This window comes from Streptomyces sp. NPDC093149 (assembly GCF_044754145.1).
Lineage (GTDB): Bacteria > Actinomycetota > Actinomycetes > Streptomycetales > Streptomycetaceae > Streptomyces.
Map to the genome: position 1 here is coordinate 1 of NZ_JBIVON010000024.1, position 17,520 is coordinate 17,520.

The window sequence follows — 17,520 nt, forward strand, 5'->3', positions numbered from 1 at the left end:
GCGAGCAGCCGCCAGGCCGTCGGTGTCGAGGCGACCGGGCCGAACACCTCGCCCTGGTCCCGCAACGCGGCCAGATCCGTGATGGTCTCCCCGCCATCAGCGAGCATCACCGCGAGATCGGTGGCGATCCGGCCCGGGGCGTGGCCAGTACCGCGTGGCCGAAGTGGTCCCAATGCGGTGGAGTACGCGGCGGTCAGTCCGGTGGCATCGGCAAGATCAGCCAGTAACCGCGCCCCGACGTGCCCCACCACCCCCGCGCCGTCAGCGGAGACATGGAGCTTGGGAGGAGAACCGATACCCTGCACGCAGAAAGTGCCTTCCGCCTGGACCGACAGAACCCCTCGACAAGGTTCATCGTCCCAGCTCAGAAGGCACTTTCGCGTCGCCGCACAGAAATCTGACCACACACCAAGTGAAACGGCGAGGTTAGTTCCAGGTAACGGCGCCAATTCTCCGCCACGGCATACTCAGGCCCCCGTTCATGTGCCGCGGCAAGGGTGGGTGCACCGGCTCAGCGGACCATGCTGCGGTCCATCTCCTGTGCTCGCGCGTCCAGGGCGGTGACGACGGCGGCTGACGTGGTTCGGGGATTGCCGGGAACCTGCACGGCGTGCCGGACGCCACCAGGTACACGTCCGGCTCCGGGTTCGGGCATCTCCATCTCGATTTCCGCGCGCCACGCGAGCGCGACCGCCGTCGCTACGAACCCTTCGGAGAGAGCGAGGATCACGGAGTGGCCCGTGCGGCAGTGCCAGGCGACCAGGCCGCGCGTGAACTCCTCGTACGCGACCGGATCGACCTCGAGTGTGTCAGGGTCGCCCCAGTACTTGCCCTGGCCGATTCCCGAGGGCAGCGCGAGTTCCGCCTCGAAGACCTCAACCTGCCGCAGGAAGAGGCGGCCGGCACCGCTCGAGGGGTTCCACAGCGTCTCGTCACCGATGACGAAGTACATGCTCATTGTGGTTCCTCCCGTTCAGATGCCTCGGCACAGAGTAGAAGGCCGCGCAGGTGGAGGGCACTTGGGTAAAACGGTGCCGTGGTGGGGTCAGGGCTTGTTGCTGTGGCATGGGCAGAGTTGAGCAGCTGGTACCGGACGGCCTCGGCTGCAGTCATGGCCGCAGCCTCGGGCGCCGGACCTGTGGACAGCGGCTCCGGCCGCCAAGCGTGCGCCGTCTCGACCTGATCGCCGGGCTGGTCACCAGCGGCGCAGCTCGTCGACTGTCCAGGCGAGCAGGTCCGGGGCGATCTGGATGATCTCCAGCCAAATCTGGTTCCGCACCGTCTTGTGCAGGGGGCAGGTTGCGCAGGCCGGTGGCGCGGGCGGCCCGGATGCGGTCCTCGGCGCGTGCCCGCTGTCGGTGCCACAATTCGAGTGCGGCGATCGGGGTGCCGTGAGGACGCTGCCGTCGGCGGACCCCTCGAAGGGGCGATGAGGACGGCGTAGTACCTGGCGGAAACGCCCCCTCGCGGAAACGACGAAGGGCCCGGCAGGCCGGGCCCTTCGGTGCTCTCGCTACCGCGCGCTGCGGGGCTACTTCACGTCGACGAAGTCACCGGTGGCGTTGACTGCGGGAGTCGAGGCCGTACCGGCGAAGCTCCAGCGCCAGTAGCCGTCCTCCACCGCCTTGACCGTGGTCTTCAGCGTGCCGGTGTTGGAGCTCTTCACCGTTTTGACGGTGGTGTATGTGCTGCTGTTCTTCTTCTTCCGGAACTGGAGTTTGACCGACTGGGATGCGTAGCCCGCGTACTTATGGGTGTCCCAGTTGGCCCGGTCCAGCTTGCCCGTGACCGTGATGGTGCCGCCTTTCTTCACGGGCTCCGGCGAGGCGTTGGCCGTCAGCCGCGACAGCCGCTGGAACCTGACCGAGGAGAACGTGTCGTTCTCGGTGAAGTTCCCGTCCTTGCCCCATGCGCCGGCGTAGACCCGCCAGGTCGTGGCGTTGGCATTCCACAGGTATCCGGGATCGACCGTGATGGTGAGGGTGCAGGTCGAGGTTGTGGCGTTCGCAGCCTTGCACTTGGCCCTTTCCCCGTCCGGGTGGAACCCGAAGCCGTACAGGTTCGGGTTGCTGTCGCGGCCCCTCCAGATGTAGGAGAGAGCGTCATCGATGCCCGAGGAGTGGGACGCGGTGACGGAGACCGTCACCTTCTTGGTGGCGGTAGTACCGAGCACGATCGGCTTTCCACTGTTCACAACGACCTTGCTGATCACCGGGGCGGCGTCCGCCCGCGTCAGCGCGAACGAAGGGCTGCTCGCCTGAGAGACCGGCACGGCAAGGACAGACAGGGCCAAGGCGCCGGAGACAGCGGCAACAGTGGCACGAATACGCATGTGTTCCCCAAGTCTGGTCTGTGGGTCTGCTGACCCGACAGACCAGACCTGGGGCGAACGTGAAAGGTTGTGCACAAAGATGAAATCTTCGCGAAGATCGATTTGAGGCGGCCAACACCCCGCTCCGCCCTGCCAGTCGAACCAGCGGTCCCTGGCCGGCTCCACCGTCCGCGAGGAACTGGCGGTGGACCGCGGGCGCGGTGGTGGCGCGCAGCGTCCAGCCCTGGCCGCGCCGTACGGTCACGCCCTGGTCGAGCGCGGCCCGTTCGGCGGGCTCCAGGTCGGCAGCGCGGAGGAAGTCGGCGACCTTGCCCGGCATGTCGAGGGAGTCGGCCAAGGCAAGCCCAGAAGCTGCTACGGGTTGATCTTGATTCCGGTGCAGTAGATCAGCGACGTCGGGCTGGATCGCCGAGCACGAAAGCAGTTCCAGCGTCGCTGGCCGATCTCAGCAAAACGCGGCGACATTGCGGGCGGCCCAGTCGGCGAAGGGGCGTGGGGCGCGACCGAGGGCCCGCTGGACGCCCGGGCTGACGCGCAGCTCGGCCGGGCTCGGGGAACCGAGGATGTCCAGAGTGTCGTCGGCAAGCTCCGTCGGCATGCTCTGGGTCATGGCGGTCTTGGCCTCCTCGCGAGTGAGCTCGTGAAACCTCACTGGCGAGCCCAGCGCGGCGGCGATGGCCTCCGCCTGCTGGCGCGGAGTGATCACCTCCGGGCCGGTCAGCTCGTACACGCCGCCGGTGTGCCGGTCATTCAACAGGCAGGCCGCCGTGACCTCGGCGATGTCCGCCGGGTCGGTGATCGGCACCCCGACGTCACCAAAGGGCGCGGCGACGACCTGATGCGTGCGGACGGACTCGGCCCACCACAGGGTGTTGGAGGCGAAGCCGCCCGGCCGCAGGATGACCCACTCCAGGCCCGACTCCCGCAGCATGTCCTCCAGCGCGCGCATCGCGACGCACGTTCGGCCGAAGGGCCTGGTCACCACGCCCAGCGTGGAGAGCAGACCGACCCGGCGGACCCCGCCGGCCGCAGCTTCGCCGATGATGTCGGCAGGGTTGGCTCCAGCGGCGTGCAGGTCGCCGGACAGCAGCAGAAACAGCGTCTCCGCCCCGGCCAGCGCGGGCTTGAGGCTGGCCGGCTCGGCCAGGTCGGCCACTACGTGGCGGACCCCGTTCGGCACCGCCACCGTGTGCCGTGACACCGCCGTCACCTGCTGGCCCGCCTCAGCAGCCGGGCGGTGCGGACGACGCGGCCGACCTCGCGGAAGGCGGTGCAGGTGGCGTTCTTGCCGGCACCAAAGCGCAGGCGCCGCAGCAGGGTGGAGGAGGTGACGTCCTCGCACACCGAGGTCGCCACGCGCATCAGGTGCCGGAACCGGGACGTGATCAGGTCGAAGTCGATGACGTTGCGTCCGCTCTCGCCGAACAGCGCGTCGATGTGGACGCACTCGGCTTGCTTGGTGGGCGACACCGGAAGACGTTTCTACGGTGCAGAAGTCAGTGCACGACCCGTTGGTGAGCCGTCGCTCAGCTTGCCGCTGGACGACGGCCGACGAGTGCGAGCAGCCGCTCCAGGGCGGGAGAGCCCGCGGAGATCTCGACCGCCGGGGCGAACGGAGCCCTCGCCCGGTCGTCGGACGGTGCTCCGGTCGGGATCTGCGCCGCGACCTTGAGTGCATAGCGGACGAGGTCGGCGCCCGGATCGTAGGCAACGCTGATGGTCTGAGCGACGTCCCAACCGTGGACTACGCAGTCGAGCACGTGCATACCGAGCGCGACCCGGCCGGGAAAGAACCCGAACTCCCTGATCTGGAGCGAATGGTCCAGGACATCCTCGGCGAACGCCCTCGTCATGGCGTCGGCCGAGTCGAGGTACGCCTGGTAAGGGTCCCCACCCAGGTTGCCCTGGTCCCAGGCTCGGAGGTCGCCGGTGACGCCTGCTGCGGCGGCTGCGAAGCCGAGGTTCTCGCTCACCTGGTGGCGGAGCAGGCCGTGCAGTGTCCAGTCGGCACACGGCGTCGGAAGACGAAGCTGGTCCGGGCCGATCTGCGCGATCACCGCTCCCAAGGTGGCGAGAGCACGGCTGTCCAGTTCCCTGATATCCACGGTCGCGACGCTAGCCGCGCCCCCGCTTTCGGGCCACTTGTTTTCGGAGGCGCCTCAACCCGTCCCGATGCCTGTCGGGGGCGAACATCCCCTGAAGCAGACCGAGTTCTGGCCAGTCGAGCACGGCAGCGACGGCTTCGGTCTCTACGAGCCGGTCGTCGTAGCCGAGCACGGTGACTCCGACCGCTTCGCAAAGCGCCTCGGAGCGCGCCAGGGGGCGCAGCCGGGTCGATGGACAGTTCTCAGTAGTTGCCGATGGCGGTGAACACAGCCGTGGACAGACGCCCCCCGTGCTCCTCGTAGTGCGCCACCACTTCGGCTTCGTCTTCGTCCGGCAAAGACGGGAACACCGCGCCCACTGCACGCAGAGCCGTAGCCAAGGCGGACGACCGACCGGCTTTCCTGTCCGAAGTCGGCCCGCCAGGCATGCCCGTCACCCGGCGCATGGATGATCTCCGACGGTGGACTCCACCAGTTCATCGTCATGCAGACGCTCTCCTCATCCGGGTAGGGCCGCATCGACTCGACCCTTCGGTAACCGGACTCCCACGTCGCCATCCCCAGTCCTCCAGCACGTACGCCCAGTCCCCGCACGTCCCGTACATGACGGGATTGACGTGGGGCGATGGCCTGGCGGGCCACCTCACCGGCACGGCGAGTTCCTTGTACGGGGTGCGCGCGGCAAACTCATCCAATTCGGCACCCACTCCTTGGTTTTCGTGTGCCACCGATGGAACGCGAAACACAGAGAGCCAAATTTTGGTGATCTGCGCACGGCCAGACGGTGAGAATCATTTCGGGTTCTTGAATCACTCCGGTGGAGCAATGCGTGATGCGCCGTCACTGCCAGCGGGTGTTGCATGGCTCAGGAGAAGCGTCAACGTAGGCGTGCACCGACGAAGATCCCCCGGTGCGCCCATCGGACGGATGCGAATTCCGACCCATTCGAGGCCAGGCCATCCACGGCCTGCCAGCGCCGCCTCAACAAGGAGATTCGCCGGTGGAAATATCCGGGCCCATGCACAGTCGTCGTCACTTCCTTGGCGCCTCAGTCGCAGCTGCGGCGGCGACCCAGTTGGGCATGGCTGGTGGTGCGCACGCACAGCCCGAATCGGAAGGCCCCGATGCCTTTTCCGCAGCTGATCCTGTGACGCGTACATCCTTTGGTCCCGTGAAGCAGATCCATGCCGGCGATCTGAGCGTGGGGTACGTCGAGGCCGGACCTGTGAACGGACAGGCGGTCATACTTCTGCACGGCTGGCCCTACGACATTCACAGCTACGTCGCGGTCGCACCTTTGCTCGCAGCCAAGGGATACAGGGTGGTCGTCCCTTATCTGAGAGGCCATGGAACAACGCGATTCCTGTCAAGCAAAACGCCCAGGAACGCCCAACAGTCGGCGTTCGCCGTCGACATCATCGCCCTGATGGACGTCCTCAGGATCGACAGAGCCATTCTCGCCGGTTATGACTGGGGCTCACGGACGGGCGACATCATAGCGGCTCTCTGGCCGGCGCGTTGCAAGGCGCTGGTTTCCGCAACCGGCTACCTGATCGCAAATGTCGAAGCCAACAAGATGCCGTCGCCACCGAAGAGTGAATGGGCATGGTGGTATCAGTACTACTTCGCAACCGAAAGGGGTGTGCTCGGTCTCGAAAAGTATCGAAACGATTTGGCCAGACTGGTGTGGCGATTCAATTCCCCGACATGGAATTTCGACGAGGCCACCTTCGACCGCACGGCAGCCGCTTTCCAGAACCCGGATTATGTCAGCATCGTGATCGACAATTACCGCTGGCGACTTGGTCTCGCAAAGGGTGAGCGCCGGTACGACATCATGGAGAAGCGCCTCGCTGCGGCGCCGGTGATCGAGGTGCCGACGATCACCATTGACGGAGCGCACGATCCGTTTACGCCTCCAGGGAACGGATCGACTTATCGCAAGAAGTTCACAGGGAAATACGCGCACCGGACCCTCGACACCGGACACAACCTTCCGCAGGAGGCCCCACAGGCCTTCGCGGAGGCTGTCGTGGAAGTCGATGGATTCTGATCGCGTGGCTGGACTCGACGCGTGGGTTCAGGTCCGGCAGGCGCCCTCGTGGCTGGTCGCGGTCGCTTCCGACCGCTGAGGACCCACGGCACGGGCGGCGACTCCCCGGCGCACACCGGGCCGGTGCGGGCCGGACCCGCTGCAGTTCTCGAAGCACCGGCCCGGTCATGCCTTCGATCAACGGCGAGCGGCGGCCACGCGCGCGCCGCGGGTTGCTGCCAGGGCACCGTGCGGGCCGGTGCGAGAGCGTCGTACCCGGCCCCGAGCACCGCGAGGAGACCCTCACTCCGAACGGGGGCAGCGTGCTGGTCGAAGTCGCGCAGCCCGTCGGCCAGTAGTTAGCATGAAATCGAACGGTGTCACCGATGAGTCGCCTGTCGCGACGTGCGTGGCGGGTCCGCCGGGCGGTGTTCTTGTGAGCGACCGCGCACATGGCAACTGCCGGCCTCAAACCGTCCTGTGCCGTCAGGCCGTGGAGCCGCTTGGACCTTCACAGGCTTCGACCTTCGCAGGCTTCGACCTTCGCCGGCTTCGATCGAGGTCGCACTCCCGCTGACCGTTGCGGCGATGTCCGTGACCGCTGACTTCGTGGTGGGCAGGTCACGACGTCGTCCCCGGCGCCCTTCGACTTGCCTGTGCCGGCTCATCGAACGAGCCCGCGACGTCACCCCGGCCGGAGCCCATACGGCATTCGCACACAGGGAGATTCTCATGACCGAGAGCCACGCGCGGACCCCGGCAACCCCCAGCGCCCTCGTGGATCCTCTGCGCAACCGCGGGGTGGCCTTCACACAGGAGGAACGGGAGGCCCTCGGCCTGGCAGGACGCCTGCCCTCGGCGGTGCTGACGCTCGAGGACCAGTGCAGGCGGGCCTACCAGCAGACGCAGGCTCAAGGGAGCGACCTGGCCAAGAACGTCTACCTGGAACAGCTGCACGACCGCAACGAAACCCTGTACTTCAAGGTTCTCGTCGAGCACCTCGCCGAGATGCTGCCGATCGTCTATGACCCCACCGTGGGCGAGGCGATAGAGCAGTACTCCCACGAGTACCGGCGCCCGCGCGGCGTCTTCCTGTCCATCGACCGGCCCGACGACATGGAGAAGGCGTTCGCCACGCTTCAACTCGGCCCAGAGGACGTCGACCTGATCGTGTGCACAGACGCGGAGGAGATTCTGGGCATCGGTGACTGGGGCGTGGGAGGCATCCAGATCTCGGTCGGCAAGCTCGCGGTGTACACGGCAGCAGCCGGCATCGACCCGCATCGCGTGGTTCCCGTGTCGCTGGACGTGGGCACGGACCGCGAGTCACTGCAGGAGGACCCGCTGTACCTGGGCAACCGGCACCCCCGCGTCCGCGGCGCGGAGTACGACGAGTTCATCGAGAAGTACCTGGAGACGGCATCGTCCACGTTCCCCGACGCGCTCCTGCACTTCGAGGACTTCGGTCCCAGCAACGCGCGGCGGATCCTGGAGCAGTACGGCGGCCGCTACCGGATCTTCAATGACGACATGCAGGGCACCGGAGCCATCACGCTGGCCGCCGCGCTGTCCGCCGTCAAAGTCAGCGGCATACGGATGCGGGACCAGAAGCTGATCGTCTTCGGTGCCGGGACCGCCGGGGTGGGCATCGCCGACCAGTTGCGCGGCGCGATGATCCGCGACGGCGCGGATCCGGAGCGGGCCACCGCCCAGATATGGCTCGTCGACAAACAGGGACTGCTCACCCGGGACATGACCGACCTGCGCGACTTCCAGCAGCCCTACACCCGCGATCCGGCCGAGGTCGCGGACTGGGCGAGGGACGACGGCGGGGCCATCCCGCTGCTGGAAGCGGTACGCCGGGCCGGGCCGACGATCCTGCTGGGTACTTCCACCGCGCACGGTGCGTTCACTCGCGAGGTCGTCGAAGCCATGTCTGAGGGCACCGAGCGGCCGATCATCCTCCCGATCTCCAACCCCACCTCCCGGATCGAGGCCATGCCCGCCGACGTCATCACCTGGTCCAGGGGAAAGGCGCTCGTCGCAACCGGCATCCCCGTCCCGCCCGTGGGGTACAACGGCGTGACCTACGAGATCGGGCAGGCCAACAACGCGCTGCTCTACCCGGGACTGGGCCTGGGCACGATCGTCTCCGGGGCGTCCCAGGTGACCCCCGGCATGCTGCTCGCGGCCGCGCAGGCGGTCGCGGACCAGGTCGACCCATCAGGGCCCGGCGCTTCCCTGCTGCCACCCGTGGAAGACCTTCGGGAGTCCTCCGCGATCACCGCGACCGCGGTGGTCGAGGCGGCGCTCGACGACGGCGTGGCCACCTCCAAGCCGGCCGACATCGGCGAGGCCGTCCGGCAGGCCATGTGGCAGCCGGTCTACACCGATGGAGCCGCAGCATGAACACGCGACACACCGCCAGCGATCAGGACGGGGCCCCGAGGATCCGAGACATCCCCATCGGCCTGCATGCGACCGGCACCCGGCGGGAGACCGACTCCATGGGCGCCATCGACGTGCCCGCCGACCGCTACTGGGGTGCACAGACCCAACGGTCCCTGATCCACTTCTCCATCGGGGACGACCGGATGCCCAAGGCGGTCTACCACGCCTACGGCCACGTCAAGAAGGCCGCCGCTCTCGTCAACGGGCGCGCCGGACGGCTGCCGGCCTGGACGGCAGACCTGATCCAGCGGGTGGCCGACGAGGTCATCGCAGGCAAGCTGGACGACCACTTCCCCCTGTACGTGTGGCAGACGGGGTCCGGCACGCAGTCCAACATGAACACCAACGAGGTGATCAGCAACCGTGCCATCCAGCTGGTCGGCGGCGAGCTGGGCAGCAAGTCCCCGATCCATCCCAACGACCACGTCAACATGGGGCAGTCGTCCAACGACACCTTCCCCACCGCCATGCACATCGCCTCGGTCAAAGAGATCCACGAGCACCTGCTGCCAAGCGTGCGGGCGCTGCAGCACGGCATCGAGGCCAAGGCGCAGCAATGGCAGGACGTGGTGAAGATCGGCCGCACCCACCTGGAGGACGCCGTCCCGCTCACTGTGGGGCAGGAATGGTCCGGCTACGCCCACCAGTTGCGTCAAGCCGTCGACCGGGTCACCAGGTCCGCCGAGGACCTGTACGAACTCGCGATGGGCGGGACCGCGGTGGGCACGGGTCTCAACGCCCCACCCGGATTCGGCGAGCAGGTGGCAGCCGAGATCGCCACCGCGACCGGCTACCCGTTCATCACCGCGCAGAACAAATTCGCCGCCCAGGGCGGCCTGGACGCCATGACCGGCGCCTCCGCCGGGCTGCGGGCCCTGGCTGTACCGCTGATGAAGATCGCCAACGACATCCGCTGGCTGGCCTCCGGGCCCCGCTGCGGCCTCGACGAACTCGCCCTCCCGGCGAACGAGCCCGGCTCGTCGATCATGCCGGGCAAGGTCAACCCGACCCAGTGCGAGGCGATGGTCATGGTCTGCATCCAGGTGCTGTCCGAGGACGGAGCCATCGCCTTCGCCGGCACGCAGGGCAACTTCGAGCTCAACGCCATGCGCCCGGTCATCATCAACAACTTCCTGCACGCGGCGACCATCCTCGCCGACGCCTGCACCAAGATGCGCGAATACTGCATCGAGGGCGCCCAGCTGAACCGCGACCGGATCGACGACTACGTCGACCGGTCCCTGATGCTGGTCACCGCGCTCTCACCGGTGATCGGCTACGACAAGGCGTCTGCCATCGCCCACAAGGCCGACGACGAGGACACCACCCTGCGCGAGGCCGCGTTGGCGTCCGGCTACATAGGCGCCGAGGACTTCGACCGCATCGTCAGACCCGCCGCCATGGTCGGCCGGACGTAGAACACGGCCAGGCCAGGACGGTCCGCGTGACGGGCGGGCAGCGGGCGGAAGTCGGACGAGTGCGGGCAGGGAACTCCGTACTCGACGGGGAGCCGTCGTCGGCCGCTGTAGGCGTCAGGTGCTCGCGGAGACCGTCGCGGACCGCCGTCTCCGCAGACGTGACGGCAGTCCTGGTCGGCGGTCGGCGGTCGGCGGTCGGCGAACCAGCGACGCCACCACCAGCACAGCCTCCGCCCGCAGGTAGGGGCCAGGTCGGCCGATCAGGTACCGCTACCGCGATTCTGCGTAGTCCTTCGAGTAATGAGTCACCCGTAAAGGGCGAACCGTGACAATGAGGGGCGGAAACGCAAGGAAGATCGACGGGAGAGTGGTGCATGCCTCTGCGGAGACGTAAGGCGCAGCTGAAGGCCCAGGCCGGGCCGGCGGCGGTCAGTGGATACCGCGCGGTGGACGGGCGGCTGCCCGTCAGCGAGCTGGCCAGGCTGTTGCTGCGCAAGGCCTTTCCCGACCACTGGTCCTTTCTCCTCGGCGAGATCGCCCTCTACTCCTTCGTGGTCCTGCTCCTCACCGGCGTGTATCTCACGTTGTTCTTCGACCCGAGCATGACGGAGAGTGTCTACACCGGTTCCTATGTGCCCTTACAGGGCGAGAGAATGACGCAGGCCTACACCAGCACCCTCGACATCAGCTTCGCCGTGCGCGGAGGCCTGCTGATGCGTCAGATCCACCACTGGGCGGCCCTGGTGTTCGTCGCCGCGATCGCCGCCCACATGCTGCGGATCTTCTTCACCGGTGCCTTCCGCAAGCCGCGGGAGGCCAACTGGATCGTGGGCGTGACACTGTTCGTACTCGCGCTCCTCGAAGGATTCGCGGGTTACTCGCTGCCCGACGACCTGCTGTCCGGTACGGGCCTGCGTACGGCGGCCACCATTGTGGGGTCGATCCCTGTCGTGGGAACGTACCTGGAGCTGTTCGTCTTCGGGGGACAGTTCCCGGGCGATTCCGTGATCCCCCGTCTGTACCCCGTGCACGTCCTGCTCGTACCCGGCCTGATCGTCGCGCTGATCACCGTTCATCTCATCCTGGTGGTTCATCTCAAGCACACCCACTGGGCGGGGCAGGGAAGGACCAACGAAAACGCCGTCGGCTCACCGGCTTTTCCGCACTTCACCGCCAAGACCACCGGGTTCTTCCTCATGGTGTTCGGCTCACTGACCCTGCTGGGCGCTCTCGCTCAGATCAACCCCGTATGGAACTACGGCCCCTACCGCGCCAGCCAGGTCTCCGGTGACGCACAGCCGGACTGGTATGTCGGGTTCCTGGAGGGCGCGCTCCGGCTGATGCCACCATGGGAGACGGACATCGCGGGCCGCACCATCATGTGGAATGTGTTCATTCCGGCGATCGTGCTGCCGGGCGTGGTCTTCACCATGCTGTTTCTCTATCCCTTCTTCGAGAAATGGGTGACGGGCGACCGCAGGGAACTCCATCTGTGCGACCGGCCACGCAACCGGCCGACCCGCACGGGGCTCGGCGTGGCGGCCATCGTCTTCTACGCCGTTCTCCTGGTCGCCGGTGGTAACGACGTGGTCGCCTACTCGTTCAGGGTTTCGGTCGAAGCCATGATCTGGATCCTCAGAGCCGCGCTGATCGCCGCCCCGCTCCTGGCCTTCGCGCTGACCAAACGCCTCTGCCTGGCCCTTCAGATGCGGGACCGCCGCCGACTGACCGAAGGCGAGGAGACCGGCCAGGTGACGCAGTCGGTGAACGGCGATCTCTCGGAGAGCCGCCGTGGCCTGAGCCCCACAGCCCGCTACCGCATTCTGATGCGTGATGTCCCGACGCCCCTGGAACTCCCCGTGGAGGGTCCGATCTCGAGTCGGCGAAGGCTTCGGACCGTACTGAGCGGCTGGTACTACAGGGACGTCGTGGAACTGCCCGTCACGGAGGAGCAGCGGTCCCGGATCGCGGAGCGGATGACACCGCCGGAGCCGGCCCGCGAACGCCAGGACTGAGAACCGTCCTCAGTCCTGGACACGCACGTACTGGAAGACCATTCCGAACACCCCCGCCAGAACCAGGCCCAGCCCGATCAGGAACAGCCACAGACCGAACACCACACCGAGGACGAGCAGGGCCATCCCCGCGGCTGTGAGTGGCGGCCAGATGCTGTGCGGAGGAAAGAAGTCCACCGGGCCGAAACGCTCATGGATGCGCCCGTCCCCGCGGTCCTCGGGGCGCAGGCCCTTCCTCCGGTAGTTGGTGGCGAAGAAGAACGTGACCAGCGACGCCATGAGGAACGAGACGGTGAGAGCCGCCGTACCTGTCGGATCACGGGACCACACGGCGTAGAGAACATCGGTCACGAGGAAGAACCCCGCGACTCCGGCGAAAAGAATGGCCTCGGTCTTCATTCTTCCGGCTCCTCTTCGGCGCCCGACGCGGAGCGCGACCCGCCTCGGCCGAGGGCCGGCTTCTGCTTCTCCGTCGCGAGGGGGTGATGCAGGTCGAAGGCCGGCGAGTCGGAACGTACGCGGGGCAAGGCCCGGAAATTGTGCCTCGGGGGCGGACAGGAGGTCGCCCACTCCAAGGAACGGCCGAACCCCCATGGGTCGTCCACATCGACCCTGGGCGCGTATCGGTTGGTGTGCCACACGTTGTACAGGAACGGCAGTGTCGACAGGCCCAGCAGAAAGGAGCCGACGGACGCGATCGTATTGAGCGAGGTGAAGCCGTCCGCCGCGAGATAGTCCGCGTAACGCCGGGGCATTCCGGCCTCCCCCAGCCAGTGCTGGACCAGGAAGGTCAGCTGAAAACCGATGAACAGGGTCCAGAAATGTATACGTCCGATGCGTTCATCCAGCATGCGTCCGGTCAATTTGGGCCACCAGAAGTAGAAGCCGCCGAACATCGCGAAGACCACTGTGCCGAAGAGAACGTAATGGAGGTGGGCGACGATGAAGTACGAATCGGTGAGATGGAAGTCCAGCGGGGGTGAGGCGATCAGCACTCCGCTGAGGCCGCCGAGAAGAAAAGTCACAAGGAAGCCGATCGCCCAGAGCATGGGTGTCTCGAACGAGATACTGCCGTGCCACATGGTGCCGATCCAGTTGAAGAACTTGACACCGGTGGGCACGGCGATGATGAACGACATGGCGGAGAAGAAAGGCAGGAGAACGGCTCCTGTCGCGAACATGTGGTGGGCCCAGACGACCGCCGAGAGCATGGTGATGCTGATCGTGGCCATGACCATTCCGAAATACCCGAACATCGGCTTCCGACTGAACGCGGGAATGATCTCGCTCACCACCCCGAAGAAGGGCAGCGCGACAATGTACACCTCGGGATGACCGAAGAACCAGAACAGGTGCTGCCACAGCAGCGCACCGCCGTTCGCGGCGTCGTAGACATGGGCCCCGAACTTCCGGTCGGCTTCGAGAGCGAGCAGTGCGGCGGCGAGCACCGGAAAAGCGAGCAGCGCGAGGATCGAGGTGAACAGTACGTTCCAGGTGAAGATCGGCATCCGGAACATGGTCATTCCCGGCGCACGCAGACAGACGATCGTGGTGATGAAATTGACCGATGCCAGGGTCGTACTGATCCCCGACAGCACGAGGCCCATGGTCCAGAGGTCTCCGCCTGCGCCGGGTGAGAAGACGGCACTGTTCAGCGGCGCGTAGGCGAACCAGCCGAAGTGCGCCGCGCCACCGGGCACCACGAATCCGGACACCACGATGATTCCGCCGAAGAGGAAGAGCCAGTAGGTGAGTGCGTTGAGACGGGGGAAGGCGACGTCGGGCGCGCCGATCTGAAGCGGCATGATGGCGTTCGCGAAGCCGCCGAACATCGGCGTGGCGAACAGCAGCATCATGATGGTGCCGTGGATGGTGAACAGCTGGTTGTACTGTTCCGCGCTGGCGATCTGCAGTCCTGGCCGGGCCAGCTCCGCTCGCATGAGCATGGCCAACACGCCGGCCAGCAGGAAGAACCCGAACGCGGTGACCATGTAGAGATTGCCGATGACCTTGTGGTCGGTGGTCGTCAGCCAGCCCAAGATTCTCACACCGGCGTTGATGCGCTTGTTGGCCACCGGCTCGGCCGGCGCGGCTTCCTGCAGGTCCTGCGCCATCGGTTCTCCGTCCCTCCCGGTTGACTCGATGGTGGAGCCTGCCACCGCGGACGGTCCGTACGACTGGCGGTGACACCTCGAAGTTCACCGGTTCACCGGTGCTCCGATCGGGTGTCCCGGGGCCCGCCGCGTCCAGGATCGGATTCCCTGGGGGTCATGAGTCGGACAGCTGCCGGTTCTGGTGCTGGCGACCGGGACGACCGGTTGACAGCAGGTCTGTCCGGGCGGGAACGCGCGACGTCGCTCCGGCCGTGGGCCAGCGCTTCCGACGCCGCAGAAGCCGTACCGGCCAGGGGCACGGGCGCGGCGTGAGCGTGGAAGGCTCCGAGTGGCGTTCGCTTCGGCCGTGGACTTGTTCTCGCTACGACAGCCGCCCGATCGGGGGCCGGCTCAGGGTCCTTGCTGCTGCCGCCGCATGCGGCCCACTGCCTGCCGGAGTGGGGGCTGGAGGTTGAGTGGCCTGAACTCGTCAACGCAGAAGATGACTTCGGGCTCGCCGTCCTCAGGTACGACCTCGCCGTCGGCGATCGCGTAGAGGTGCTCGACGCGGGCCTTCTTGGCGGCAACAGGGCGGAAGTTGCCTGACGCGGCTCTACCGCGTGTATCGATCAGATCTTGACCGCGCGATGATCTCGCCAAGTGCCGCCGATGTCGCCGAGCCGTCAGCCGCCGCGGCCTCCACCGCCAAAAGCCCCACCGCTGTCATCCTTGTGTGCGTCCCTTGGCGAAGAGGGCCGGTTGAGCTCATATGGGCTGAGCCCCTCCCCGAAATCGTCTGCATCCCTCAAAGTCCGCCGGCTTCGGGAGGCATGTTCGGCCTGTAGTCCCTGCTGTCGTGCCAGAGACCGACGGCGCTTGTCCCACCAGACGAGGCCAATCAGTACGGCGACTACGACCACTATTATGCCGACGGGGAAAATCCAGCGCACTGCCGAGGCGGCCACCGTGATGTCACTGATGGGCACCTGGCTCACAAGGTGGCTCATCTGGCCCACGTCCTTCCGGAGGGGATTCCACCGCTCACAAAGCGAGGCAGAGGCTTCCGCTCATTGGAGAGAGCCCGCGATGGCCGGAACCGTGGGAATCGCCGATCCCGCCGCCCTTGGCGGGATCAACCTCGCGGCGCCCGCCTGAACTGGACATCCGGCAAGGCTCAAGCTCCCTCACAAGTCTACGGCGGGGAGCGTACCGAGGCCGCTCCCCGCCCGCCCGGACGAAGCCTCACGGTGGCATACGCCCCCCAAGGTGCTCTGACCGCATGGGTTCACCGGAAACCCTGTCGTCGCGCGCCCGCCAGGGGTCACGGGACACCCCTTGGTACGCACTCGCGAGCCTGGTGTCCCATGCCACTCAAATCTCGATGGCACAAACCGCTGATCGTCAAGGCTCGGCGCCACAGGACACCATCAGTCGATCCATCGCACCTCTGACCTGCGTAGATGCGACGTAGATCGAGCACGTGATGCAGTATCTGTCGTGCGACGGCCTGCTTTCCCCGAGGACCTGATCGCCACGCAGTGCGCCTGGGCCAGTGCGGTCCGCACCTATCGGACTCTCGTCGATCTGGCCGAGCGCTGTCCCTGCTGGACGGGCAGGTGCTCTCTGGGGGAGAACGTGTGGCGCGTGGCAACGAGGACGGTATCCGTGCAGCTCATCGCCGGATCTACCTTCCGTAGCCGGTGCAACAGGTGTGGTGCCATCGCTGGTTCGGGTGAAGATCCCCTCCTGCCGGGCGGTCAGGGGGCGAAGGTCGGGTCGCGAGTCTTCTCGGCGGCGGGCACCAGGTGGGGAACGAGGCGGACGCAGGCGACCATGCCGAGGACCTCGACCAGGGTCTGGGTGACCACGACGACCCGGCTGCCGGCCACCGACCCCGGCCCGGGCGCTGGTGGTCGAGTCGCTTGCCTGCCCGGCGATCCGCAAGGTACGGGCCGGGAGCCTCACGGCGTGGCCCAGCTGATGGAGGTGCTGGTGGCCGAGCGCCGCCCCGACCGGCCGGTACCGTCGATGGCCGGTACCGGCGCGATCGGGGCGGTTGCGCAACTATCGGCCGCCGCCATCGAGGAGGGCCGGGACTGTTCTCGATGGCGGCGTCCTGGCCGACACCGCCCAGCGCCTGCTGTCGGCCTGACGGCCCGGCCTCACTTCAGGTGCCGGCCGAAGAACCGGTCCCCGTCCTCCACCTCGAACCACGGGGTGCCGGTGTGTCCGCCCAGATTGGCGTGCAGCGTCTTCTCCTTGGTGCCGAAGGCGTCGAACAGGTCCAGGGCCCGCTGCCTGGGGTTCCCCTCGTCGTCCCACTGCAGCAGGAACAGCAGCGGGATGGTGACCTGCCGGGCCTCCTCGCGCTGGGCGCGGGGCACGTAACCCCCGGCGAAGAAACCGGCGGCCGCGATGCGCGGCTCGACCACCGCCAGCCGAATGCCGACGGCGGTCCACCCCGAGTACCCGACCGGGCCGCCGATCTCGGGCAGCGAAAGAAGGGAGTCCAGGGTGGTCCGCCATTCCGGGACCGCCTTCTCGACCAGTGGGCCGATGAAGGACTCGAAGATCTCATCGACCGGCTCGCCGGCCTGCATCGCCCGGCGGATGTCGGCACGGGCCTGCTCGTCCGCGGCGGAACGGGGCCGTTCACCGCACCCGGGGGCGTCGATGGCGGCCACCGCGTAGCCGTACGCAGCGGATTGCCGGGCCCGGGCCACCAGCCGGGGTTCCCTCTTGGGCAGGCCGTTGTTGTGGGCCATCAGGATCAGCGGGGCCGGTGTGGATCCAGGCGTCCACAGGGTCCCGGGGATCTCGCCGAGGGTGAATTCGCGTTCGAGGACGCCGTCGTCGAGGCGCTGTTCGGAAGTGAATTGCATGGTCGTGCCTTTCGGGAGTGCTCGTGAACGGCGCTCCCGGACGACCTATCGCCCGACCGTGACCCCGGAGGGGAGCACCCATGTCGATACTGCGTTCACGGGTACCACCTCCTCGTTCTCTCGCACGGCCTCCGGAAAAGTAGCAGTGGTCGCCGTGATCCGCCAACGGGTTTTTGCGCAGGCTCCGTGGCC

Annotated in this window: 14 protein-coding genes and 3 pseudogenes; 6 read left to right on the forward strand and 11 right to left on the reverse strand. The window is 66.9% G+C overall.

What is annotated here, in order from left to right; genetic code table 11:
- The 4 genes and pseudogenes from ACIQCZ_RS37205 to ACIQCZ_RS37220 form a co-directional block, all read right to left on the reverse strand.
- A pseudogene (locus tag ACIQCZ_RS37205) lies at positions 1-335 on the reverse strand (IS1380 family transposase); the annotation flags it as partial.
- Positions 336-511: 176 nt separating this feature from the next.
- Entirely contained in the window at positions 512-958 is a 447-nt protein-coding gene (locus ACIQCZ_RS37210) for a DUF6086 family protein (protein ID WP_402289698.1), read from the reverse strand.
- Positions 959-1,222: 264 nt separating this feature from the next.
- A pseudogene (locus ACIQCZ_RS37215) lies at positions 1,223-1,391 on the reverse strand (IS1380 family transposase); the annotation flags it as partial.
- Between the two features lie 140 nt (positions 1,392-1,531).
- On the reverse strand, positions 1,532-2,332 hold the full coding sequence (locus tag ACIQCZ_RS37220; RefSeq protein ID WP_402289700.1) for a DUF5707 domain-containing protein: 801 nt from the start codon (positions 2,330-2,332) through the stop codon (positions 1,532-1,534).
- Positions 2,333-2,516: 184 nt separating this feature from the next.
- Between ACIQCZ_RS37220 and ACIQCZ_RS37225 the strand changes: the two genes are divergently transcribed.
- Entirely contained in the window at positions 2,517-2,717 is a 201-nt protein-coding gene (locus ACIQCZ_RS37225; RefSeq protein ID WP_402289701.1) for a hypothetical protein, read from the forward strand.
- A 60-nt stretch (positions 2,718-2,777) separates the two neighbouring features.
- Here ACIQCZ_RS37225 and ACIQCZ_RS37230 read toward each other — a convergent pair whose 3' ends face one another.
- Genes ACIQCZ_RS37230 through ACIQCZ_RS37240 form a run of 3 tightly spaced genes read right to left on the reverse strand, consistent with a single transcriptional unit; the run spans position 2,778 to position 4,437 of the window.
- The gene (locus ACIQCZ_RS37230; protein ID WP_402289795.1) at positions 2,778-3,608 is read right to left on the reverse strand and encodes an SDR family oxidoreductase; all 831 of its coding nucleotides are present in this window, start codon (positions 3,606-3,608) and stop codon (positions 2,778-2,780) included.
- Positions 3,539-3,802 carry a Tn3 family transposase gene (locus ACIQCZ_RS37235; RefSeq protein ID WP_402289703.1) on the reverse strand — a complete coding sequence of 88 codons (264 nt, stop codon included), beginning with the start codon at positions 3,800-3,802 and terminating at the stop codon, positions 3,539-3,541. The genes ACIQCZ_RS37230 and ACIQCZ_RS37235 overlap by 70 nt, the downstream gene beginning before the upstream one ends.
- A 56-nt stretch (positions 3,803-3,858) precedes the next feature.
- The gene (locus ACIQCZ_RS37240; protein WP_402289705.1) at positions 3,859-4,437 is read right to left on the reverse strand and encodes a TIGR03086 family metal-binding protein; all 579 of its coding nucleotides are present in this window, start codon (positions 4,435-4,437) and stop codon (positions 3,859-3,861) included.
- A gap of 1,018 nt (positions 4,438-5,455) precedes the next feature.
- On the opposite strand from ACIQCZ_RS37240, the gene ACIQCZ_RS37245 reads away from it, so the two are divergent.
- The 5 genes from ACIQCZ_RS37245 to ACIQCZ_RS37265 all read left to right on the forward strand — a co-directional run bounded on the left by ACIQCZ_RS37245 (position 5,456) and on the right by ACIQCZ_RS37265 (position 12,353).
- Positions 5,456-6,490 (forward strand): alpha/beta fold hydrolase, encoded by a 1,035-nt coding sequence (locus ACIQCZ_RS37245; protein WP_402289798.1) that lies wholly within the window; start codon positions 5,456-5,458, stop codon positions 6,488-6,490.
- A 167-nt stretch (positions 6,491-6,657) separates the two neighbouring features.
- The gene (locus ACIQCZ_RS37250; RefSeq protein WP_402289708.1) at positions 6,658-6,828 is read left to right on the forward strand and encodes a hypothetical protein; all 171 of its coding nucleotides are present in this window, start codon (positions 6,658-6,660) and stop codon (positions 6,826-6,828) included.
- A gap of 373 nt (positions 6,829-7,201) precedes the next feature.
- The gene (locus ACIQCZ_RS37255; RefSeq protein ID WP_402289710.1) at positions 7,202-8,878 is read left to right on the forward strand and encodes an NAD-dependent malic enzyme; all 1,677 of its coding nucleotides are present in this window, start codon (positions 7,202-7,204) and stop codon (positions 8,876-8,878) included.
- The gene (gene fumC / locus ACIQCZ_RS37260; protein WP_402289712.1) at positions 8,875-10,338 is read left to right on the forward strand and encodes a class II fumarate hydratase; all 1,464 of its coding nucleotides are present in this window, start codon (positions 8,875-8,877) and stop codon (positions 10,336-10,338) included. Before ACIQCZ_RS37255 ends, fumC begins: the two co-directional genes overlap by 4 nt.
- A 374-nt stretch (positions 10,339-10,712) precedes the next feature.
- Positions 10,713-12,353 carry a cytochrome bc complex cytochrome b subunit gene (locus ACIQCZ_RS37265; protein WP_402289713.1) on the forward strand — a complete coding sequence of 547 codons (1,641 nt, stop codon included), beginning with the start codon at positions 10,713-10,715 and terminating at the stop codon, positions 12,351-12,353.
- Positions 12,354-12,362: 9 nt separating this feature from the next.
- Here the strand turns inward: ACIQCZ_RS37265 and ACIQCZ_RS37270 are convergent, their stop codons facing one another.
- The 4 genes and pseudogenes from ACIQCZ_RS37270 to ACIQCZ_RS37285 form a co-directional block, all read right to left on the reverse strand.
- Complete coding sequence (locus ACIQCZ_RS37270; protein WP_402289715.1) at positions 12,363-12,752, reverse strand: cytochrome c oxidase subunit 4; 390 nt, start codon at positions 12,750-12,752, stop codon at positions 12,363-12,365.
- Positions 12,749-14,344 carry a cytochrome c oxidase subunit I gene (ctaD, locus tag ACIQCZ_RS37275; RefSeq protein WP_402289800.1) on the reverse strand — a complete coding sequence of 532 codons (1,596 nt, stop codon included), beginning with the start codon at positions 14,342-14,344 and terminating at the stop codon, positions 12,749-12,751. The genes ACIQCZ_RS37270 and ctaD overlap by 4 nt, the downstream gene beginning before the upstream one ends.
- A gap of 520 nt (positions 14,345-14,864) precedes the next feature.
- A pseudogene (locus tag ACIQCZ_RS37280) lies at positions 14,865-15,031 on the reverse strand (IS630 family transposase); the annotation flags it as partial.
- Positions 15,032-16,608: 1,577 nt separating this feature from the next.
- A complete protein-coding gene (locus ACIQCZ_RS37285; RefSeq protein ID WP_402289718.1) occupies positions 16,609-17,328 on the reverse strand; it encodes a dienelactone hydrolase family protein in 720 nt (239 codons plus the stop codon).
- Positions 17,329-17,520 lie beyond the last annotated feature (192 nt).